At 72.1% G+C, this 20,375-nt stretch carries 18 protein-coding genes, 1 pseudogene and 1 riboswitch; of the genes and pseudogenes, 14 read left to right on the top strand and 5 right to left on the bottom strand.

All coding sequences use genetic code 11. The features are described 5' to 3' along the window. The first annotated feature begins 40 nt into the window (after positions 1-40). The gene (locus HDC93_RS09195) at positions 41-1,237 is read left to right on the top strand and encodes an MFS transporter (protein ID WP_185009050.1); all 1,197 of its coding nucleotides are present in this window, start codon (positions 41-43) and stop codon (positions 1,235-1,237) included. On the opposite strand, the pseudogene HDC93_RS38255 reads toward HDC93_RS09195, so the two are convergent. Further along, positions 1,206-1,360: pseudogene (locus HDC93_RS38255) on the bottom strand (Repetin); the annotation flags it as partial. The gene HDC93_RS09195 and the pseudogene HDC93_RS38255 overlap by 32 nt on opposite strands. 199 nt (positions 1,361-1,559) lie before the next feature. Between HDC93_RS38255 and HDC93_RS09190 the strand changes: the two are divergent. After that, complete coding sequence (locus tag HDC93_RS09190; RefSeq protein WP_185009048.1) at positions 1,560-2,348, top strand: carbon-nitrogen hydrolase family protein; 789 nt, start codon at positions 1,560-1,562, stop codon at positions 2,346-2,348. A gap of 52 nt (positions 2,349-2,400) precedes the next feature. After that, entirely contained in the window at positions 2,401-4,098 is a 1,698-nt protein-coding gene (locus HDC93_RS09185; protein WP_185009046.1) for an NAD(P)/FAD-dependent oxidoreductase, read from the top strand. A gap of 107 nt (positions 4,099-4,205) precedes the next feature. Here the strand turns inward: HDC93_RS09185 and HDC93_RS09180 are convergent, their stop codons facing one another. Continuing rightward, positions 4,206-4,916: a DUF5995 family protein gene (locus HDC93_RS09180; protein ID WP_185009044.1), complete on the bottom strand. Its 711-nt coding sequence runs from the start codon at positions 4,914-4,916 to the stop codon at positions 4,206-4,208. Between the two features lie 175 nt (positions 4,917-5,091). On the opposite strand from HDC93_RS09180, the gene HDC93_RS09175 reads away from it, so the two are divergent. Beyond that, a complete protein-coding gene (locus HDC93_RS09175) occupies positions 5,092-6,219 on the top strand; it encodes a glycoside hydrolase family 6 protein (protein ID WP_185009638.1) in 1,128 nt (375 codons plus the stop codon). On the opposite strand, the gene HDC93_RS09170 is transcribed toward HDC93_RS09175, so the two are convergent. Continuing rightward, entirely contained in the window at positions 6,198-7,577 is a 1,380-nt protein-coding gene (locus HDC93_RS09170; protein WP_185009042.1) for a uracil-xanthine permease family protein, read from the bottom strand. The genes HDC93_RS09175 and HDC93_RS09170 overlap by 22 nt on opposite strands. Positions 7,578-7,665: 88 nt before the next feature. Continuing rightward, entirely contained in the window at positions 7,666-8,871 is a 1,206-nt protein-coding gene (locus HDC93_RS09165; RefSeq protein WP_185009040.1) for an MFS transporter, read from the bottom strand. A 136-nt stretch (positions 8,872-9,007) separates the two neighbouring features. Between HDC93_RS09165 and HDC93_RS09160 the strand changes: the two genes are divergently transcribed. The 10 genes from HDC93_RS09160 to HDC93_RS09115 all read left to right on the top strand — a co-directional run bounded on the left by HDC93_RS09160 (position 9,008) and on the right by HDC93_RS09115 (position 18,380). After that, entirely contained in the window at positions 9,008-10,429 is a 1,422-nt protein-coding gene (locus tag HDC93_RS09160; RefSeq protein WP_185009038.1) for an ROK family transcriptional regulator, read from the top strand. Positions 10,430-10,732: 303 nt separating this feature from the next. Beyond that, a riboswitch (FMN riboswitch) is annotated at positions 10,733-10,863 on the top strand. Between the two features lie 144 nt (positions 10,864-11,007). Next, the gene (locus HDC93_RS09155; protein ID WP_185009036.1) at positions 11,008-11,616 is read left to right on the top strand and encodes a riboflavin synthase; all 609 of its coding nucleotides are present in this window, start codon (positions 11,008-11,010) and stop codon (positions 11,614-11,616) included. After that, complete coding sequence (locus HDC93_RS09150) at positions 11,613-12,254, top strand: nicotinamide mononucleotide transporter family protein (RefSeq protein WP_185009034.1); 642 nt, start codon at positions 11,613-11,615, stop codon at positions 12,252-12,254. Before HDC93_RS09155 ends, HDC93_RS09150 begins: the two co-directional genes overlap by 4 nt. Then, a complete protein-coding gene (locus tag HDC93_RS09145) occupies positions 12,251-13,540 on the top strand; it encodes a bifunctional 3,4-dihydroxy-2-butanone-4-phosphate synthase/GTP cyclohydrolase II (protein ID WP_185009032.1) in 1,290 nt (429 codons plus the stop codon). The genes HDC93_RS09150 and HDC93_RS09145 overlap by 4 nt, the downstream gene beginning before the upstream one ends. A gap of 20 nt (positions 13,541-13,560) precedes the next feature. Continuing rightward, positions 13,561-14,046: a 6,7-dimethyl-8-ribityllumazine synthase gene (gene ribH / locus HDC93_RS09140; RefSeq protein WP_185009030.1), complete on the top strand. Its 486-nt coding sequence runs from the start codon at positions 13,561-13,563 to the stop codon at positions 14,044-14,046. Between the two features lie 34 nt (positions 14,047-14,080). Then, positions 14,081-14,353 carry a phosphoribosyl-ATP diphosphatase gene (locus HDC93_RS09135; RefSeq protein WP_019983911.1) on the top strand — a complete coding sequence of 91 codons (273 nt, stop codon included), beginning with the start codon at positions 14,081-14,083 and terminating at the stop codon, positions 14,351-14,353. 45 nt (positions 14,354-14,398) lie between these two features. Beyond that, the gene (hisG, locus tag HDC93_RS09130) at positions 14,399-15,247 is read left to right on the top strand and encodes an ATP phosphoribosyltransferase (RefSeq protein WP_185009028.1); all 849 of its coding nucleotides are present in this window, start codon (positions 14,399-14,401) and stop codon (positions 15,245-15,247) included. Positions 15,248-15,261: 14 nt separating this feature from the next. Beyond that, on the top strand, positions 15,262-15,717 hold the full coding sequence (locus HDC93_RS09125; RefSeq protein WP_185009026.1) for a PH domain-containing protein: 456 nt from the start codon (positions 15,262-15,264) through the stop codon (positions 15,715-15,717). A gap of 246 nt (positions 15,718-15,963) precedes the next feature. Further along, the gene (locus tag HDC93_RS09120; RefSeq protein WP_185009024.1) at positions 15,964-17,298 is read left to right on the top strand and encodes a hemolysin family protein; all 1,335 of its coding nucleotides are present in this window, start codon (positions 15,964-15,966) and stop codon (positions 17,296-17,298) included. Next, on the top strand, positions 17,295-18,380 hold the full coding sequence (locus HDC93_RS09115; RefSeq protein ID WP_185009022.1) for a hemolysin family protein: 1,086 nt from the start codon (positions 17,295-17,297) through the stop codon (positions 18,378-18,380). Before HDC93_RS09120 ends, HDC93_RS09115 begins: the two co-directional genes overlap by 4 nt. A 107-nt stretch (positions 18,381-18,487) precedes the next feature. On the opposite strand, the gene HDC93_RS09110 is transcribed toward HDC93_RS09115, so the two are convergent. Next, positions 18,488-20,347, bottom strand: coding sequence for an AAA family ATPase (locus tag HDC93_RS09110; protein ID WP_185009020.1), 1,860 nt, complete (start codon positions 20,345-20,347; stop codon positions 18,488-18,490). Between the last annotated feature and the right edge of the window lie 28 nt (positions 20,348-20,375).

The raw sequence follows: 20,375 nt of genomic DNA, 5'->3' as shown, positions 1-20,375 counted from the left end.
CGTACCTCCGGCGTCCGATCCGTCCTTCCGGGAAGGCCTCATGACACTCCCACCCGCACGCGTGCCCCCGAGCGGCGTCCGCCGTCTGACGCGCACGCTGTACGGCTACGCGTTCCTCGACGACTTCGTCCTGCTCTATCCGGTGTACGCGCTGCTGTTCACCGACACCGGCCTGTCGCTCTGGCAGATCTCCTCTCTGTTCGCCCTGTGGTCGATCACGTCGGTGGTGCTGGAAGTGCCCTCCGGCGCCTGGGCCGACACCATGTCGCGCCGGAGACTGCTGTGGGCCGGCCCGCTGCTCACCGCCGCCGGTTTCGCGCTGTGGGTGGCCGTCCCGTCGTACGGGGCCTTCGCCGCCGGCTTCGTCCTGTGGGGCGCGGGCGGGGCGCTCGGCTCCGGCGCGCTGGAGGCACTGGTCTACGACGAGCTGGACCGCCTCGGCGCCACCCGACGGTACGCGCGGGTCATGGGCCGGGCCCGGGCCGCACGGCTGCTGGGCACGGTGGCCTCCATCGGCCTGGCCGGGCCCGTCCTCGCCAGGGGCGGCTACCCGTCCGTCGGTGCCGCGAGCGTCCTGGCGTGTGTGCTGGCCGCCGTCACCGCGACCCGGCTCCCCGAGCACCGGGTGCGGCCGCGGAGCGCCGACGACGGCTGGGTGACGACCGTGCGGGCCGGCGTCGCCGAGGTCCGTGGAGACCGCGCGGTACGCGGCGCCGTGCTGCTGATCCCGGCGGTGGCCGCTGTGTGGGGTGCGCTCGACGAGTACACCCCACTGCTGATCCGGCAGATCGGCTTCGCCGAGGCGACGGTGCCCTACCTGGTCATGCTGATCTGGGCGGGCGTCACCATCGGCAGTCTCCTCACCGGCCCGGCCGAGCGCCTCGGCCGGGCCGGGCTCGCGGTGCTGCTCGCGGGCGCCGCCCTCGCCCTCGCGGTGGGAGCCCTGGCCCGCTCGGTGACCGGAGTCGTCCTCCTGGGCCTCGCCTTCGCCGGGTTCCAGCTGGCCGAGGTACTGGCCGACGTCCGGCTCCAGCACCGCATCGACGACTCCCGCCGGGCCACGCTCACCTCCGTGGCGGGCCTGGGCACCGAGCTGGCCACGGTCGCCGCGTTCGGCGTGTACGCGCTGCTCGGCACCGGCATGGCGCACAGCACCGTCTTCGCGGTGTTCGCGGTTCCCTACCTGGTGACGGCCGTGGCCCTGGCTAGAGTTCGGGCTGCCACGGCACGACCGTGAAGTCGCCTGTCCCCTTCGCGACCTTCTCGGAGGGGACGGAGCTCACGCACTTGGGCAGCTCCTCGTGTCGACGGGGCTGCCCGTCGAGGCCCAGCTGTAGCCGAGCCGGTCATGGCGTCCAAGGAGGGGCGGCTGTGCTCCGAGGAGGAGCGGGAGTCCGACCCCAGTCGCACAACGAATCGCCGCCGGGTCCTCCACGCACGCAACGAACCGTTCACCGGCGCGCAACGGCTCCTGCTTGTCCGCCCTGGTCAGCCGCCCGTACCGTCTACATGGCCCCCCAAAGGCCCCCAACCACCCTTCCGCCCGGTGAGGAACACGCATGCGCACCGCCCTGCTCCAGAGCTCCGGCCGCCCCGGCTCCACCGTCGAGAACCTCAAGGTCCTCGACGAGGCCGCGGGCCGGGCCGCCGCCGCGGGGGCCGGGCTGCTCGTCACGGCGGAGATGTTCCTGACCGGCTACGCGATCGGCGACGACATCGGCCGCCTCGCCGAGCCCGCCGACGGCGACTGCGCCGACGCGATCGCCGAGATTGCCACGAACCACGGCCTGGCGATCGCCTACGGCTACCCCGAGCGGGCCGGCGACACGGTGTTCAACTCCGCCCAGCTGATCTCCGCCGACGGCACCCGGCTCGCGAACTACCGCAAGACCCACCTCTTCGGCTGCTTCGAGCGCGACCACTTCACGCCGGGCGACCTTCCGGTCGTCCAGGCCGAGATCGACGGCCTGCGGGTCGGCATCCTGATCTGCTACGACGTGGAGTTCCCGGAGAACGTCCGCGCCCACGCCCTGGCCGGCACCGATCTGCTCGTCGTCCCCACCGCGCAGATGCACCCGTTCCAGTTCGTCGCCGAGTCGATGATCCCGGTGCGCGCCTTCGAGAACCAGATGTACGTCGCGTACGTCAACCGGGCCGGCCGGGAGGGCGAGTTCGAGTTCGTGGGCCTGTCCACGCTCGCCGGCCCCGACGGGGTCGCCCGGACCCGGGCCGGACGCGGTGAGGAACTCGTGCTCGCCGACGTCGACCCGGCCTTCCTCGCCGCGTCCCGCGAGAACAACCCGTATCTGCGGGACCGGCGGCCCGGCCTGTACGGCCCGCTCGTCTGACCCCCCTGAACCCGAACCGCCCGTTCGTCCCCGTGCAAGGAGTCCGTACCCCATGACGTCCACCGTGCCCAACGCCGTCGAGCACGCTGACGCGCAGCAGCCGCCGATCACCATGTTCGGCCCGGACTTCCCGTACGCCTACGACGACTTCCTGGCCCACCCGGCCGGCCTCGGGCAGATACCCGCGACCGAGCACGGCACGGAAATCGCGGTCATCGGCGGTGGCCTGTCCGGCATCGTCGCCGCGTACGAGCTGATGAAGATGGGCCTGAAGCCGGTCGTGTACGAGGCCGACCAGATCGGCGGCCGGCTGCGGACGGTGGGCTTCGACGGCTGCGACGAGTCCCTCACGGCCGAGATGGGCGCGATGCGCTTCCCGCCGTCCTCCACGGCCCTCCAGCACTACATCGATCTTGTCGGCCTTGAGACGCGGCCGTTCCCCAACCCCCTCGCCGAGGCGACCCCGTCGACCGTCGTCGACCTCAAGGGCGAGTCGCACTACGCCGAGACGGTCGGCGACCTGCCCCAGGTCTACCGGGACGTCGCCGAGGCGTGGAACCGCTGCCTGGAGGAGGGCGCCGACTTCTCCGACATGAACCGCGCCCTGCGCGAGCGGGACGTGCCGCGCATCCGCGAGATCTGGTCCAAGCTCGTCGAGAAGCTCGACAACCAGACCTTCTACGGCTTCCTCTGCGACTCCGAGGCGTTCAAGTCGTTCCGGCACCGCGAGATCTTCGGCCAGGTCGGCTTCGGCACGGGCGGCTGGGACACCGACTTCCCCAACTCCATCCTGGAGATCCTGCGCGTCGTCTACACCGAGGCCGACGACCACCACCGCGGCATCGTCGGCGGCTCCCAGCAGCTGCCGCTGCGCCTGTGGGAGCGCGAGCCGCAGAAGATCGTCCACTGGGCCCAGGGGACCTCGCTCGCGACCCTGCACGAGGGCGGCGAGCCCCGCCCGGCCGTGACCCGGCTGCACCGCACCGCCGGCAACCGCATCACGGTGACCGACGCGAACGGCGACATCCGCACCTTCCAGGCGGCGATCTTCACCGCCCAGTCCTGGATGCTGCTGTCGAAGATCGCCTGTGACGACTCGCTCTTCCCGATCGACCACTGGACGGCGATCGAGCGCACCCACTACATGGAGAGCTCCAAGCTCTTCGTGCCGGTCGACCGGCCGTTCTGGCTGGACAAGGACGAGGAGACCGGCCGGGACGTCATGTCGATGACGCTCACCGACCGCATGACGCGCGGCACTTACCTGCTCGACGACGGCCCGGACAAGCCCGCCGTCATCTGCCTCTCCTACACCTGGTGCGACGACAGCCTGAAGTGGCTGCCGCTGTCCGCGAACGAGCGGATGGAGGTCATGCTGAAGTCGCTCGGCGAGATCTATCCCAAGGTCGACATCCGCAAGCACATCATCGGCAACCCGGTGACCGTCTCCTGGGAGAACGAGCCCTACTTCATGGGCGCGTTCAAGGCCAACCTGCCCGGCCACTACCGCTACCAGCGGCGCCTGTTCACGCACTTCATGCAGGACCGGCTGCCCGAGGACAAGCGCGGCATCTTCCTCGCCGGCGACGACATCTCCTGGACGGCCGGCTGGGCCGAGGGCGCGATCCAGACCGCCCTCAACGCGGTCTGGGGCGTCATGCACCACCTGGGCGGCGCGACCGACGCGACCAACCCGGGCCCCGGCGACGTCTACGACGAGATCGCGCCCGTCGAACTGCCGGAGGACTAGGGAACCAGGGGGCCTCTGACGGATCTCCGCGGCGTCGCGACGCCCGGCACGCGCTCTCGCCGCACCGGACGCCGCTCCTTCCTCCGCGGAGATTTGTCAGAAGCCCTCTAGCGGCACCCGGGCTCGGTCAGGGGCGTGAGCAGCATGCGCCCCGCGAAGCCCACCGCCGTGTCCAGACGTTCAATGAACTCGCCCGCGACATCGGGCAGTTCACGCAGGGCCCACAGTGCCCGGGCCGCCGTCCACGCGGCGTCCCGGGCGCGGTCCAGGCTCCAGGAGCCGAGCAGATGGGTCAGCGGGTCGGCGATCCGGAACAGATCGGGGCCCGGCATCAGATCTTCGCGGATGCGCTCCTCCAGCGAGAGGAGGAGATCGCCCACCATGTCGAACTCGTCCTCCAGATCGACGGGAGCGCAGCCGAGCGTACGGCAGGCGTCCACCACGGCCAGCGCGAGATCGTGCCCGATGTGCGCGTTGATGCCCGCCAGCGCGAACTGCAACGGCCGTACCCCGGGATGGCGGCGGAGCTGGAACAGCGGCCGCCAGCAGGCGGGCGGGCGCCGCTCGTCCGCGACCGCCTCGACGGCCGCCAGGTACCGCTGCGCGAACCGTACGTCCAGCGTGATCGCCGCGTGGGCGTCCGCGAACCGTCCGGTGTCGACCCACCGGTCCACCTCCTCCGTCACCGCGAGGTAGACGCGGTTGAACACCGCCACCCCGTCCCCCGGGTGCAACGCCGCGTCGAGGGCGCGCATACGGGAGATGACGGCGTCGACCGGAGTGTCCACGGCTGGGGGGAGTTGTTCGCATCGCGGCATGCGGGCAGAGTCGCAGCTCTAGGCTGGCGGGAGTGCCGGCGGGCCCGGCGCTTCCCCGAAACGGGGGAACACCGCCCGCCGCAGGGGGAGGGGGAGCAGCACTGTGTCAGGTTCGCGTGCCCAGCGCCTGGCCGTCCGCAGGGCCGGGCGCAGGCGAGCCGCCCGGCGTGGCGCGATGGTCGCGGCGGCCTCGCTCGTCGTGGCGGCCGGAGCGGTCGCGGGCGTCCTCGCCGCGTTCGGCGACCGGCGGGCGGACGAGGCCGCGCCTCCCGAGGTGTCGGCGTCGCCCCGCCTCGCGCCCCTGCCGGCCGTCCCCCCGCCGTCCGCGCCGGTCACCGCCGGGTCCGCCTCGCCCTCGCCGTCCTCGTCCGCACGCCGGACGCAGAGCCCCGCGCCGTCGAGGACCGACACGAAACGGGAGCGCACCACCGCCGTGTCCGGACGGCTCTACCGCCACCCCGACTCCCAGGTGCTCGCCTGGGTCCGCTCCCACTCCGGCGACCCCCGGCACGCGGTCATCGCGTCCCGTATCGCCGAACAGCCCGCGGCCGTCTGGTTCGCCGACTACGCACCGGACACCGTCACCGCCCGGGTCGCCGCCGTGACCTCCGGCGGAGCCGCGCTCGGCCGGGTGCCCGTCGTGGTGCCCTACGCGATCCCCGGCCGCGACTGCGGCGGCCGCTCCCAGGGCGGGGCGCCCGACCTGGACGCCTACGACGCCTGGATCGACCGGTTCGCGGCCGGGCTGGGCTCCGGTGAGGTCATCGTCGTCCTGGAGCCGGACTCGGTCGCCCAGACCGAGTGCCTCTCCGCCGGTGACCGGGCCGACCGCTTCGCCTCGCTGGCCCGGGCCGGACGCGTCCTGAAGTCCGCCAACCCCCGGGCCCGCGTGTACTTCGACGCGGGGCACTCCGGCTGGAACCCGCCCGCCACACAGGCGGCCTGGCTCCGGCAGGCCGGGGCCGCCTCGCCCGAGTCCTCCGACGGCGTCTTCAGCAACGTCTCCAACTTCCACACCACCGCCGACGAGGTCGCCTATGACCGGCGGGTTCTCGACGCGCTCGGCGGGCCGGCGGGCCTCGGCGCGGTCATCGACACCAGCCGCAACGGCAACGGCGCCCCGGCCGACGGCGAGTGGTGCGACCCCTCGGGCCGCAGACTCGGCCGGACCCCGACCCTGAGCACCGGCGAGTCCCGGATCGACGCCTACCTGTGGGTGAAGCTGCCGGGGGAGTCGGACGGCTGCAAGGGCAGGCCGGGGACGTTCACGGCGTCGTACGCCTACGACTTGGCGTCGTCGTAGGAGGAGGTGCCCTCGTCCAGCAGCGGCGCCTGCGTCTTCAAGTGGGCCGGGGCGAAGGCCCGCAGGGCGTGGTAGCCGGTGATGACGACCACCGTGCCGAGCGCGATGCCGCTCAGCGAGAACGTGTCCGAGAACTTCAGGGAGACGTTGCCGACGCCGATGATGATGCCCGCCGCGGCCGGGACCAGGTTCAGCGGATTACGCAGATCCACCTTGGCGTTGATCCAGATCTGCGCGCCCAGCAGGCCGATCATGCCGTACAGGATGACGGTGATGCCGCCGAGCACACCGCCCGGGATCGCCGCCACGGCCGCGCCGAACTTCGGGCAGAGGCCGAACAGCAGGGCGAAGCAGGCGGCGGCCCAGTAGGCGGCCGTCGAGTACACGCGGGTCGCGGCCATCACGCCGATGTTCTCGGAGTACGTGGTGTTGGGCGGGCCGCCGACCGCGGTGGACAGCATCGAGCCGACGCCGTCGGCCGCGATGGCCGTGCCGAGCTTGTCGTCCAGCGAGTCGCCGGTCATCTCGCCGACCGCCTTGACGTGCCCGGCGTTCTCCGCGACCAGTGCGATGACGACCGGCAGGGCGACCAGGATCGCCGACCACTCGAAGGACGGGGCGTGCAGGGTGGGCAGCCCGATCCAGTCGGCCTTGGCCACGCCGGAGAGGTCGAGCCGCCAGTGGTCGGTCAGCCTGCCGCCCGCGTCCACGGAGTGGATCTTGCCGAAGACCAGGTCGAACACCCAGGAGATGCCGTAGCCGAAGACCAGCCCCAGGAAGATCGCGATCCGGGACCAGAATCCCCGCAGGCAGACGACCGCCAGACCCGTGAACAGCATCACCAGCAGGGCCGTCCACTGGTCCTGCGGCCAGTACGTCGAGGCCGTCACCGGCGCCAGGTTGAAGCCGATCAGCATCACCACCGCGCCGGTCACGATCGGCGGCATCGCTGCGTGGATGATCCGCGCCCCGAACCGCCGCACGGCGAGCCCCACCAGGAACAGCGCGCCCCCGACGACGAACACCGCTCCCGTGACGGTCGCGCTGCTGCCGCCCTGCGCCCGGATCACCGCCGCCACGCCGACGAAGGAGAGCGAGCAGCCCAGATAGCTGGGCACGCTGCCTCGGGTGGCGAGCAGGAACACGACGGTCGCGACGCCCGACATCATGATCGCGAGGTTCGGGTCCAGGCCCATCAGGACCGGTGCGACGAAGGACGCCCCGAACATCGCCACCACGTGCTGGGCTCCGAGTCCGGCCGTGCGGGGCCAGGAGAGCCGCTCGTCGGGGCGGACCACCGCGCCGGGCGCCGGGGTGCGTCCGTCGCCGTGCAGTTTCCAGCGGACGCCGAGATCCATGGTGCGGTTTCGCTTTCGTCGTGCCTGTGCGTGTCCGGACCATTGTCGGGGTGCGCCCACCGTGCTGATGACCGGGGCGGGCGTCCGTTCAGGGGCGCGGCTCGGGGACCGCCGCGTCCGTCCGGCCGATCCTCGTCCGCTCGCCGGGGCGCAGCACACCCGCGAACGCCACCAGGCCGCAGGACAGCGCCGTCACCAGGCAGAACGACACCATCAGGCTGGTCGCCTGTGCCAGCATGCCGATCGCGCTCGGCGCGATCAGGCCCGAGGTGTAGGTGATGGTCGCGACACCCGCGATGGCCAGGCTGGGGTTGGAACCGCTGCGGCCGGCCGCGGCGAAGCACAGCGGCACGACGACGGCGATGCCCAGCCCCATCAGCGCGAAGCCGCTCATGGCCACCACCGGATGGTCCGCGACGACGATCAGCAGCCCGCCGAGTACGGCGAACACCCCGCTCGCCCGCACGGTCCGCACGGCACCGAAGCGGTCCACGACCCGGTCACCGGCGAGCCGGGCGACGGCCATGGTGAGCGTGAAGCCCGTCGTGCACGCCGCCGCGAGACCGGCCGAGGTCTCCAGCTGCTCGCGCAGATAGACCGCCGACCAGTCCAGGCTCGCGCCCTCCGCGAACACCGCGCAGAACCCGATCGCGCCGATGAGCAGTGCCGAGCGGGGCGGCAGGGCGAAGCGCGGCGGCGGCTCCTCGTCCTCGGCGGGCTGCAGGTCCAGCACCCACTGGCAGGACAGCACGCCGACGACGGTGAGGACCGCGGCGGCCAGGACGTGGTGCAGCCGGGCGTCCGAGCCGAGGTGTGCGGCGAGCGTGCCGGCGGCCGAGCCGACCAGGGCGCCCGCGCTCCACATGCCGTGCAGCCCGGACATGATCGACCGGCCGAGGCGGTTCTCGACCTCGACACCCAGGGCGTTCATCGCCACGTCCGCCATGCCCGCCGTCGCGCCGTACGTGAACAGGGCCAGGCAGAGGGTCAGGAGGTTGGGGGCGAGGGATGGCAGGACCAGCGACAGCGTCCACAGCGCGATCAGTCCGCGCAGCGCGTTGCGGGCGCCGAAGCGGTGGCTGATGCTGCCGGCGAGCGGCATGGCCACGGACGCACCGAGCGCGGGGAAGGCGAGCGCGATGCCCAACTGGCCCGCGCTCACGCCCGCGTGGTCCTGGATCCACGGCACGCGGGTCGCGAACGAACCGGTCACGGCGCCGTGCACGGCGAAGACGGCGGCCACGGCGTACCGGGACCGCTTCACCTCACGCTGTTCGTCGACCACGTTGCCCATTCTGCGGTCCCCCTCCAGGTCTCTTCCGTGCCCGCATCCGAGTGCGGGCGTAAACTATCAGGAACCCTGCCTGATAATAAGAGGGTTCCCCGGAGGGCCCCGGCCGACGGTCCCACCGATCTGGAAGGATCCCGGCATGCCCGCATCCCCGAGCACTGCCCGGGCCATCAACGACCGGCTCGCCCTGCGTCTGCTCCAGCAGGAAGGCCCGTTGACGGCAGGGCAGTTGAAGCAGCTGACCGGTCTGTCCCGGCCGACCGTCGCCGACCTCGTCGAACGCCTCGGTGCCGCCGGACTCATCGCGGTCGTCGGCGAAGCGGGGGAGCAGCGACGCGGCCCCAACGCGAAGGTCTACGGCATCGTCGCCGACCGGGCGCACCTGGCCGCTCTCGACGTGCGCACCGAGGGCGTCGCCGTGGCCGTCGCGGACCTGGTGGGACGGGTGCTGGCCGAGGCGTCGGTGCCCATCGCCGGTGACACGGGAACGGGTCCCGCCCTGGAGCAGGCGGTCACGCTGGTCGAGCGCGTGGCGAAGGAGGCCGGCGCCGAACGCCTGCACACCGTGGGGATCGGGGCGCCCGGCCTGGTCGACCCGTCCAGTGGCGAACTCCGCGACTCCACCGGGCTGCCGGAGTGGCACCGCCGGCTCGTCGCCACCCTCCAGGAGCGCTTGCCCGAGGCCCGCGTGAGCGTCGAGAACGAGACCAACCTCGCGGCGCTGGCCGAGCAGCGCGACGGGGTGGCCCGGGACCGGGACACCTTCGTCCTGCTGTGGCTGGGCCACGGGACGGGAGCGGCCGTGGTCCTCGACGGCGCCCTGCGCCGAGGCGCCTCCGGCGGCACCGGCGAGATCGGCTTCCTGCCGGTCCCGGGCACCACCGCACTGCCGACGTCGACCGACTGCGAGGGCGGCTTCCACTCGCTGGCCTCCTCGGCGGCGGTCGTGTCCCTCGCGGCCGAGTGCGGCCTTCCGGCGACGCCGGGGGAGCAGACGCCCGCGGTGGGGGTGGTGCGGGCGGCCGTCGCCGCGGTGCGGGCGACGGCGGGCGGGGGGCCGGAGGAGGGGCCGTCGGCGAACGACACGGCAGGAGCGGTGCGGGCGAGCGGAACGGGGAGCTCCACGCTGACCCCGGGACGGGGCGCGCGAACACCAGGGAGTCCGGCGCCGCTGCTGCCGGGAGGGGCCGCGCCCGTGCCCGGGGCCGAATCCGGCACCCCCGGCGCCGAGGCGCCCCCACGCCCGGCCCCTGCCCCCGCCGCCCGCTTCCTTGACGCCCTCGCCGATCGTCTCGCCGTCGGGGTCGCCTCCGTCGTGGCGATCCTGGATCCCGGGTGCGTGGTGCTCGGCGGTGAGGTCGGTCAGGCCGGCGGCGAGGAACTCGCGTCACGGGTGCGGGACCGCATCGCCCGGATGACGCCCCTGCCCACGGAGGTACGGGCGACGACCCTGGGCGGCGGCGCCGTCCTGCGCGGCGCACTGCTGACGGCCCGGGACCGCGCCCAGGAGGAACTGTTCACGCCCGGAGAGCCCCCACCCCGGCCCTCCCCGGGCTGGTAGGCCGTCAGGCCCGGAACGGCACGGGGCCCGGCGTGGGAAGGCCCGACGGCGGGCAAGGGCCGTCGTCACCGCCGCCGGGCCGGTCCGTGGGGGTGAAGCCGACCCTGACCATGACCCTAGAAAGGACTAGACCACATCGTCAATAGGTGTGTACCAATGCCGGACCTCAAGAGGTCGGCCCGGCGCGCGAGTTGGGGCACCGGTCGCGCTCGGGAAGGGGTGCGACACGGTCTGTGAGGCAGCCCACACACCTCGCCCCTCGGACCAGCGACGGGGCGTGGCACACTGGCCCTGTACCAGTAGCAGCGCACTCCGGGGTCGGTGAAAGTCCGAACCGGCGGTTACAGTCCGCGACCCGGTCGCCTCCAGCGACCGGTTGACCAGGTGAAATTCCTGGACCGACGGTTAAAGTCCGGATGGGAGGCAGTGCGCGGCGAGCGGGCATTCGTGCGCGCCGCCGAGAAGTCCGTCCCAGTGACGGGCTCCGTCCGGCGTCGTCCCCGGTGTCCCTGCTCGTACCTTCTGTCGTCATCGACAGCCCCGGAGTCCGTGCCCGAAGAGGCAGGAGGACCCGGGAAGTGTTCACCGGAATCGTCGAAGAACTGGGCGAGGTCACCGCCGTCGAGACCCTCGACGACGCCTGTCGCTTCCGCCTGCGAGGCCCGGTCGTCACCCAAGGCGCCAAGCACGGCGACTCGATCGCAGTGAACGGAGTGTGCCTCACGGTCGTCGACCACGAGGGCGACGAGTTCACGGCCGACGTCATGGCCGAGACCCTGAAACGCTCCAGCCTCGGCGCCCTGAAGGCCGGATCCCGCGTCAACCTCGAACGCCCCATGGCCGTCGGCGAGCGCCTCGGCGGGCACATCGTGCAGGGCCATGTGGACGGCACCGGCGAGATCCTGGAGCGCAAGCCCTCCGAGCACTGGGAGATCGTCAAGATCTCCCTCCCCGCGGACCTCACCCGGTACGTGGTCGAGAAGGGCTCCATCACCGTCGACGGCATCAGCCTCACCGTCGTCGACGCCGGCCCCGACTACTTCACCGTCAGCCTCATCCCCACCACCCTCGACCTGACCACGCTCGGCCACAAGCAGCCCGGCGACCCGGTCAACCTCGAAGTGGACGTCATCGCCAAGTACGTCGAGCGGATGCTGGGCGACCGCGCGCAGGAGGCCGGCCGGTGAGCACGCTGAACTCCGAGGCGTTCGTCCTCTTCGGCCAGCACATCCTCTGGTCCGACATGGTCGGCAACCTCTTCGGCCTGGCCGCCCTCGCCCTGGGCTGGCGGCGCTCCATCTGGACCTGGCCCGTGCAGTTCCTGGCCGGCCTCATCCTCTTCGGCGCCTTCTTCGGCCACCTCACCGGCAGCGCGGGCAAGCAGGCGGTCGTCATGATCGTCGCCCTCTACGGCTGGTGGCAGTGGCAGCGCGGCAAGGGGCAGGGAGAGGACGGCCACATCGCCGTCCGGTTCGCCACCTGGCGCGAGCGCGGCGCGATGGCCGCGGCGGCCGCCGCCGGCACGATCGCGGTGGCCCTGCTGTTCACGGCGTACCCGACCCTGTCCTGGGACCCCTGGCCGGACGCGTACATCTTCGTCGGCACGATCGTCGCCATGTACGCCCAGGCCCGCGGCATGGTCGAGTTCTGGTTCGCCTGGCTCCTCGTCGACCTCGTCGGCGTCCCCCTCAACTTCGCCAACGGCTACGCCTTCTCCGGCTTCGTCTACGTCATCTACGGCGCGCTCGTCCTGTGGGGCATGCGCGACTGGTGGCTGCGCTCGCGGCAGGCCGCGCGGCCCACCCTGGAAGGAGCGCCGGCATGAGCGCCGCAACCACCCTGTACAGCACCGACGACGTCGAGAACCTCACGCTCGACCCCGTCGAGCAGGCCATCGCCGACATAGCGGCCGGCCGCCCCGTCGTGGTCGTCGACGACGAGGACCGGGAGAACGAGGGCGACCTCGTCATCGCCGCCGAGAAGGCGACCCCCGAGATCGTCGCCTTCATGATGAGCGAGTGCCGCGGCCTGATCTGCGCCCCCATGGAGGGCGAAGAGCTGGACCGGCTGAAGCTGCCGCAGATGGTCGAGGAGAACACCGAGTCGATGAAGACCGCGTTCACGGTCTCCGTCGACGCCTCCGCCGCGCACGGCGTGAGCACCGGCATCTCCGCCTCCGACCGCGCCACCACCCTCCGGCTCCTCGCCGACGGCGTGACCGGGCCCGAGGACTTCGTCCGCCCCGGCCACATCTTCCCGCTGCGCGCCCGGCCCGGCGGGGTCCTCACCCGCAACGGCCACACCGAGGCCGCCGTCGACCTCGCCCGCCTCGCGGGCCTGCGCCCGGCCGGCGCCATCGTCGAGATCGCCGGCGAGGACGGCACCATGCTGCGCCTGCCCGAGCTGATCCCCTTCGCCCGCAAGCACGGCCTGACGATCATCTCCATCGAGGACCTGGTCGCCTACCGCCGCAGCAGCGAGCCCACCGTCCGCCGCGAGGCCAGGACCCAACTGCCCACCGCCCACGGCACCTTCACCGCCTACGGTTACCGCTCCACCGTCGACGGCGTCGAGCACGTCGCCCTGGTGCACGGCGAGATCGGCGACGGCCAGGACGTCCTCGTCCGCGTCCACTCCGAATGCCTCACCGGCGACGTCTTCGGCTCGGCCCGCTGCGACTGCGGCCCCCAGCTCGACGCCTCCCTCGCCCGCATCCAGGACGAGGGCCGGGGCGTCGTGGTCTACCTGCGCGGACACGAGGGCCGCGGCATCGGCCTGATGTCCAAGCTGCGCGCCTACGAACTCCAGGAGCGCGGCCGCGACACCCTCGACGCCAACCTGGAACTCGGCCTGCCCGCCGACGCCCGCGACTACGCCGCAGGCGCGCAGATCCTCGCCGACCTCGGGGTGCGCGGCGTCCGGCTGCTGACCAACAACCCCGACAAGACCGACGCGCTCGTCCGCCACGGCATCGCGGTCCAGGCCCGCGTGCCGATGCCCGTGAGCGCCGGCGAGCACAACCTCCGCTACCTGCGCACCAAGCGGGACCGGATGGGCCACGACCTGCCCTGGCTGGACACGACCACCGTGCCGGCCTGCGGCAACCAGTAAGAGAGCACAGAGGGAGCAACGTGAGCGGCAAGGGTGCACCGGAGCTGTCCGTACGCAATGTGGGTGACCTCCGGGTCGCCGTCATCGCGGCACAGTGGCACGAGAAGGTGATGAACGGTCTGGTCGACGGCGCCCTGCGCGCCCTGCACGACCTCGGCATCGACGAGCCGACCCTCCTCAGGGTCCCCGGCAGCTGGGAGCTCCCGGTCGTCGCCAAGGTCCTCGCGGGCCGCGGCTACGACGCGATCGTCGCCCTCGGCGTCGTCATCCGCGGCGGCACGCCCCACTTCGAGTACGTGTGCCAGGGCGTGACCCAGGGCCTCACCCAGGTCTCCGTCGACACCGGCGTCCCCGTCGGCTTCGGCGTGCTGACCTGCGACACCGAGGAGCAGGCCCTGGACCGCGCCGGAATCGAAGGTTCCAACGAGGACAAGGGGCACGAGGCGGTGACGGCGGCGGTGGCGACCGCGGCCACCCTCCGCTCAGTATCCGAACCCTGGCGCTGACGGAAGCCGGGTGTGGCATAGGCTGAGCGTCACCATGTCCAAGAAGACGTTCGAGGAGCTCTTCACCGAGCTCCAGCACAAGGCCGCCCAGGGCGACCCCGCCACTTCCCGCACCGCAGAACTGGTCGGCAAGGGCGTCCACGCCATCGGCAAGAAGGTCGTCGAAGAGGCCGCCGAGGTGTGGATGGCCGCCGAGTACGAGGGCAAGGAAGCCGCCGCCGAGGAGATCTCGCAGCTGCTGTACCACGTCCAGGTGATGATGGTCGCCCGCGGCATCTCCCTCGACGACGTCTACGCCCACCTCTGAGCCGCACCCGTTCCCGTCCCGCACCACGCAAAGGAAGCCGACCTCATGCTGCGCATCGCCGTCCCCAACAAGGGTTCCCTGTCCGGCCCTGCGGCGGAGATGCTGCATGAGGCCGGCTACCAGCAGCGCCGCGAGTCCAAGGAACTGCGGATCGTCGACCCGGTGAACGAGGTCGAGTTCTTCTACCTCCGCCCCCGCGACATCGCGATCTACGTCGCCTCCGGGCAGCTGGACATCGGCCTCACCGGCCGGGACCTGCTCATCGACTCCGGCGCCGAAGCCGAGGAGATCCTCGCCCTCGGCTTCGCCCGTTCCACCTTCCGCTACGCCACCAAGCCCGGCACGATCGGCGGCCTGGCGGACCTGACGGGCAAGACGATCGCCACCTCCTACGAGGGCATCGTCGCGGCGCACCTCGCCGAGCACGGCATCGACGCCTCCGTCGTCCACCTCGACGGCGCCGTCGAGACCGCCATCCAGCTCGGCGTCGCCCAGGTCATCGCCGACGTCGTCGAGACCGGCACCTCGCTGCGCAACGCGGGCCTGGAGGTCGCCGGCGAGCCGATCATGCAGTCCGAGGCCGTCGTGATCCGCCGCACCGGCGCGGACGCCGACGACCCCAAGGTGCAGCAGTTCCTGCGCCGCCTCCAGGGCGTCCTGGTGGCCCGGACGTACGTGATGATGGACTACGACTGCCGCGTCGAGCAGCTGGAGAAGGCCGTCGCCCTCACGCCCGGCCTGGAGTCCCCGACCGTCTCCCCGCTGCACAACGAGGGCTGGGTCGCCGTGCGCGCGATGGTCCCGGCCAAGGAAGCCCAGCGGATCATGGACGACCTGTACGACATCGGCGCCCGGGCCATCCTGACCACGGCCATCCACGCCTGCCGCCTCTGAGGGGCGGACGCAAGATGCCCGATCTGCCCAACTTGCCCGTCACGTTCCGGCCGGGCAGTACCCGCGTGGTGCTGCTCACCGCGGCCGTCGCCATCTTCGTGGTGATCACGGCGGTCGCGATGCTGCTGAAGCAGCTCAGCCCCGCCGAGCGCGTCAGCTTCGTCTTCACGGCACTCCTGCTGGACGCCGTGCTGCTCCTCCTGGCGCGTCCCAAGGTCGTCGTCGACGAGGACGGCGTCACTGTCGTCAATCTCACGAACAAGCGCCGGCTGGAGTGGGCGGAGATCCTCCAGGTGACCCTCCGGCCCGGCGACCCCTGGGTGTTCCTCAACCTCAGCGACGGCACCAGCCTGCCTGCTCTGGGCATCCAGCCGGGCCTGGCCAAGCGGCGTGCGATCGCCGACGCCCGGGCCCTGCGGGCGCTCGTCGCGGCCCGTTCCGTGGCGGACCCCGAGCGGCGTCAGGGCTGACCGGGGACATCCTCCGGACGGCCGCCACTGCCGTACCGGGCCATGTCTTGATTAATCTGTTGGCGGAGGCGTGATGGATGCGCCTCCGCCTCTGTCGCCCCGACCGGCGCGCAGAGGCTTCCTGCTAACCGAGGAGTGACCCCCTCCGGCGATGGACGGATCGTCCTGCAGTATCTGCGCCGCCCCCTGCCGACATAGCGCGGACCTCGTATCCGAGGTACGTGACCGTGTGGAGGCGGCGGCATCATGACCACCCCCCTGCTGCTCCTCGCAGCCGCGTTCCTGCTGATTCTCGCCAACGGATTCTTCGTGGCGGCCGAATTCGGACTCGTGACGGTCGAACGGCCCGAGGCCGAGAAGGCCGCCGCCGAGGGCGACCGGCGCGCCCACCGGGTCGTCGAATCACTCAAGGAACTCTCCTTCCAGCTCTCCGGCACCCAGCTCGGCATCACCATCACCTCGCTCGTCGTCGGCATGCTCGCCGAACCGGCGCTCGCCGAACTGCTGCACGGCCCGTTCACCTCGATCGGCATCCCCGAGGGAGCCGTCTCCGGTGTCACGGTCGTCGTCGGCATGCTGCTGGCCTCCGCCGTGCAGATGGTGATCGGCGAGCTCCTGCCCAAGAACTGGGCGGTGTCCCGGCCGCTGCAGGTCGCGCGCTTCGTCGCGGGCCCGCAGCATGTCTTCGCCCGGCTGTTCCGCCCGGTCATCGCCGGCCTCAACGCCGTCGCGAACCGGCTCGTGCGCGCCCTGGGCATCGAACCCGCCGAGGAGCTGGCCTCCGCCCGCACCCCCGGCGAACTCGTCTCCCTGGCCCGCCACTCGGCCCGGGCCGGCGCCCTGGAGCAGGACACGGCCGACCTGTTCGTCCGGACCCTGTCGCTGGGTGAGCTCACCGCGCAGCACGTGATGACGCCGCGCGTGAAGGTCAGCGCCCTGCAGTCCTCGGCCACCGCCGAGGACGTCGTCAACCTGACCCGCGCCACCGGCCTGTCCCGCTTCCCGGTCTACCGGGAGAAGATCGACGAGGTCGTCGGCATGGCCCACCTCAAGGACGCCTTGGCCGTGCCCGTGCAGGACCGGCTGCGCACCCCCGTCGGCCACATCGCCCGTCCGGCGCTGCTCGTCCCCGAGACGCTGCCCGTCCGGCCGCTCCTCACGCGTCTGCGCAGTGAGCAGCCCATCGCGGTCGTCGTCGACGAGTACGGCGGCACCGCCGGTGTCGTCACGCTGGAGGACATCGTCGAGGAGATCGTCGGCGAGGTCCGCGACGAGCACGACGGGCACGACCTGCCCGAGCTGGCCTCCGCGCCCCCGGAGGACGGCAGGCCCGCCTGGGACGTCGACGGCGGCTGCCGGGTCGACATCCTGCTGCGCATAGGCCTCGACGTGCCCGAGGGCCCGTACGAGACGGTCGCGGGCCTGATCGCCGACCTGCTGGGCCGTATCCCCGCCGTCGGCGACAAGGCGGAGCTGCCCGGCTGGCGGCTCTCGGTGCGCCAGGTCGGCCACTACCGCGCGGAGCGGGTCCGGCTCGTGCGGACCGCCCCGGTGGTCTCCATGGCGGAGGCCGTCCGATGAGCGTGCTCCAGCTCCTCTTCGCCGCGCTGCTCGTGCTCGCCAACGGCTTCTTCGTCGGCGCCGAGTTCGCGCTGGTCTCCGTACGCCGCAGCCAGATCGAGCCGCTCGGCACCGCCCGTGCCCGGCAGGTCCTCTACGGTCTTGAGCGGTTGCCGCAGATGATGGCGGCGGCACAGTTCGGCATCACGATCTGCTCCCTCACCCTCGGCGCGGTCGCCGAACCGACGGTCGCGCACCTGCTGGAGCCGGTCTTCGAGTGGATCCACCTGCCGCACGGCATGATCCACCCGCTGACCTACGTCATCGCCCTCGCCGCCGTGGTCTTCTTCCACCTCGTCATCGGCGAGATGGTCCCGAAGAACCTGGCGATGGCGGCCCCCGAGAAGGTCGCGCTGTGGCTCAGCCCCGGCCTGGTCTGGTTCGCGCGCTTCTGCAAGCCGATCACCGCCGCGCTGGGCGCCGTCGCCCAGGGCATCCTGCGGCTCTTCCACGTCGATCCCAAGGACGAGGTCGAGGCCGTCTTCACCAGCGAGCAGCTCAACCGGCTGGTGGAGGACGCCGGCCAGGCGGGCCTGCTCGACCCCGAGGAGGCCGAGAGCCTCGAGGACGCCCTGGAGCTGGGCTCGCGCCCGGTGACGGACGTCCTGCTGAAGCGGGAGTCCCTGGTGACGGTCAGCCCCTCGGTCACCCCCGGGCGGATCGTCGAGCTCACGGCCCGTACGGGCTACTCCCGGTTCCCGGTCGCCGCGGACAACGGCGCCTTCATGGGGTACCTGCACGTCAAGGACGTCCTCGACGCGGAGGACTCGGACCGGGCCGTTCCGCAGCACCTGTGGCGCCCCATGACGACCCTGCGGCCCGAGCTGCCCCTCGACGACGCCCTCACGGTGATGCGTCGAGCGGCGACGCACCTGGCCCAGGTCGCCGACGCGTCCGGCAAGGTGCTCGGGCTGGTCGCCCTGGAGGACGTGCTGGAGCTGCTGGTGGGGGAGGTGCGGGACCCCGCGCACCGGCAGGTGCGCGAGGTGAGGCTGACCGAGCCGAGGAGCAGCGGGGCGTCGGAGGAGGTACTGGCGACGTAGTCCCAGCTGCGGGCATGCGTGCCGCTGGGGGCGGCACGGGTGGGCGCAGCGGCACCCCGCTCCGCCGGGTTGCGCGCCCACCCGACGTCAGCGGCAACGCCAGTTCTTCACAACCCCGGTGGATTCCCTGGCCCCCGCCCCGACAAGACCTCTCCGTACGCCTGCATCAGGTCCGGCAGCCGCAAGGTCGCCAGGTCCGCCCTGCCCAACACCCCGGGATACACCGACAACCGCAGATCCCGGTACGCGCAGCTCTTCTCGTACAGCGTCCGCAGGAACCGTCCGTTGCCCAGCTCGTCGATCCACCCCTGGTCGACCACGTGCCCGGCGATGGACCGCAGTTCGTCGAGGGCCTCCTCGTCCCACAGGTCGCCGTTCTCCGCCGCGAGCACCTTGCCGATCTCGGTGAGTTCGAGGGGCCGGTAGGACGGGAAGTCGACGCGGGTGGTGAAACGGGAGGACAGCCCGGGGTTCGCGGCGAGCAGACGGTCCATGCCCTCCGGGTAGCCGGCCAGGATCACCACGAGGTGGTCGCGGTTGTCCTCGGCGCGCTTCAGCAGCACCTGCAGGGCCTCGTCGCCGTACGCGTCGCCCTTGCCGTAGCCCGAGTTGGACAGCGAGTAGGCCTCGTCGACGAAGAGGACGCCCCCGAGGGCCGAGTCGATCAGTTCGTTCGCCTTCACGGCCGTCTGCCCGAGGTACTCGCCGACCAGGTCGGCCCGCTGGGCCTCCACGAGGTGGTCGCCGCCGAGCAGCCCGAGGGCGTAGAAGACGCGGCCGAGGATGCGGGCGACGGTCGTCTTACCGGTGCCGGAGGGGCCGGAGAAGACGAAGTGGCGTTTCGGCGGCTGGACCGGCAGGCCCTGCCCGGCCCGCAGCCGGGCCATGTTCAGCTGCGCCGACAGCGCCTTGACCTGGCGCTTCACCGGCTCCAGACCCACCATGCGTTCGAGCTCGGCGAGTGCCTCGTCCAGTAACGCCGGGTCGGTGGGCCCGGCGGGCAGCGAGGGGACGGGGCCGGTCCGCTCGCGGACCGGCGCTCCGGTCACCGGCGGCAGGGGAGCGAGCGGCGGCTCGGGGTCGGGCAGCCGCAGGTCGCGCCCTTCGAGACCGAAGAGCGGGTCGAACCCGTCCGGACCGTCCACCGCGTCCTGGCCCGCACCGGTGAGGGTGATCGCCGCGAGGCCGGTGGCGTCGTCGTAGCCGTCGCCCTCGGCGATGGCGGCCAGCCGGGCTGAGGTGTCCATGAACGCCGGGTCGACGCGGTGCACGGCCCGGTACAGGGGGAGCGCGGCGGCGCTGCGGCCGGTGCCCTCGTGCGCCCGGGCCAGCCAGTAGCGCAGCTCCTTGCGCTGGGGCTGCTCGCTGCGGCAGCGCATCAGCGCGGCGGACAGCAGGGGTTCGGCCTGGCCGTACATCTCCAGGCGGACCCGGGCCATGCCGCCGAACAGGCCCGCCTCGATGCCGAGCATCGGATCGTCGAGCAGCGGGTCGGTGTGGCGGACCAGCTGCTCCCAGTCCTTGACCAGATAGGCACGGCAGGAGTGCAGGAAGCGGACCTGGTGGTCGGTGTCCACGGGCGGCAGCCCGGCGAGCGCCCGGTCCAGCTCGGGGACGTGGCGGCCGTCCAGCCAGTGGGAGGCGTGCGCGAGCAGCAGATCACGGGGACTCTCCAGCACCGGCTGTACCCACCAGCCCAGCCAGTACCAGGAGTTGAGCGTGCGACGGTAGCGGGTGCGCTGCTCCCCGAACCGGTCCCGGTGCTGGAACATGCGCAGCAGCGCCGTCGTCGTGTCGACGCGCAGCGCGTGCAGCCCGAGCCAGCCGTCGGCCATCCCGGAGTCCATCCGCACGGCGGCGCGGAACTCCTCCTCCGCCTGCGGATACGCGCCCATGGTGTAGGCGTCCACGCCTCGCAGCCAGGCGAGGTCGGCCGGGGCCTGTGGGCCCTGCGTGCCGAAGTCCATCACGTCCCCCACAAACCGTGCCCCCGTC

Origin of the sequence: Streptomyces sp. AK010 (genome assembly GCF_014207295.1) — a bacterium.
Classification (GTDB): domain Bacteria; phylum Actinomycetota; class Actinomycetes; order Streptomycetales; family Streptomycetaceae; genus Streptomyces; species Streptomyces massasporeus.
Note: the sequence above shows the minus strand (reverse complement) of the source record. Positions and strands in the feature narration are given on the sequence as shown.

Bases quoted from the DNA above. Each gene is read 5' to 3' on its own strand.
- HDC93_RS09195 (WP_185009050.1), top strand. From the start codon at position 41: ATGACACTCCCACCCGCACGCGTGCCCCCGAGCGGCGTCCGCCGTCTG.
- HDC93_RS09180 (WP_185009044.1), bottom strand. From the start codon at position 4,916: ATGCCGCGATGCGAACAACTCCCCCCAGCCGTGGACACTCCGGTCGAC.
- HDC93_RS09165 (WP_185009040.1), bottom strand. From the start codon at position 8,871: ATGGGCAACGTGGTCGACGAACAGCGTGAGGTGAAGCGGTCCCGGTAC.
- HDC93_RS09175 (WP_185009638.1), top strand. From the start codon at position 5,092: ATGGTCGCGGCGGCCTCGCTCGTCGTGGCGGCCGGAGCGGTCGCGGGC.
- HDC93_RS09125 (WP_185009026.1), top strand. From the start codon at position 15,262: ATGCCCGATCTGCCCAACTTGCCCGTCACGTTCCGGCCGGGCAGTACC.
- HDC93_RS09115 (WP_185009022.1), top strand. From the start codon at position 17,295: ATGAGCGTGCTCCAGCTCCTCTTCGCCGCGCTGCTCGTGCTCGCCAAC.
- HDC93_RS09185 (WP_185009046.1), top strand. From the start codon at position 2,401: ATGACGTCCACCGTGCCCAACGCCGTCGAGCACGCTGACGCGCAGCAG.
- HDC93_RS09160 (WP_185009038.1), top strand. From the start codon at position 9,008: ATGCCCGCATCCCCGAGCACTGCCCGGGCCATCAACGACCGGCTCGCC.
- HDC93_RS09135 (WP_019983911.1), top strand. From the start codon at position 14,081: ATGTCCAAGAAGACGTTCGAGGAGCTCTTCACCGAGCTCCAGCACAAG.
- HDC93_RS09120 (WP_185009024.1), top strand. From the start codon at position 15,964: ATGACCACCCCCCTGCTGCTCCTCGCAGCCGCGTTCCTGCTGATTCTC.
- HDC93_RS09110 (WP_185009020.1), bottom strand. From the start codon at position 20,347: ATGGACTTCGGCACGCAGGGCCCACAGGCCCCGGCCGACCTCGCCTGG.
- HDC93_RS09170 (WP_185009042.1), bottom strand. From the start codon at position 7,577: ATGGATCTCGGCGTCCGCTGGAAACTGCACGGCGACGGACGCACCCCG.
- HDC93_RS09145 (WP_185009032.1), top strand. From the start codon at position 12,251: ATGAGCGCCGCAACCACCCTGTACAGCACCGACGACGTCGAGAACCTC.
- HDC93_RS09190 (WP_185009048.1), top strand. From the start codon at position 1,560: ATGCGCACCGCCCTGCTCCAGAGCTCCGGCCGCCCCGGCTCCACCGTC.
- hisG (WP_185009028.1), top strand. From the start codon at position 14,399: ATGCTGCGCATCGCCGTCCCCAACAAGGGTTCCCTGTCCGGCCCTGCG.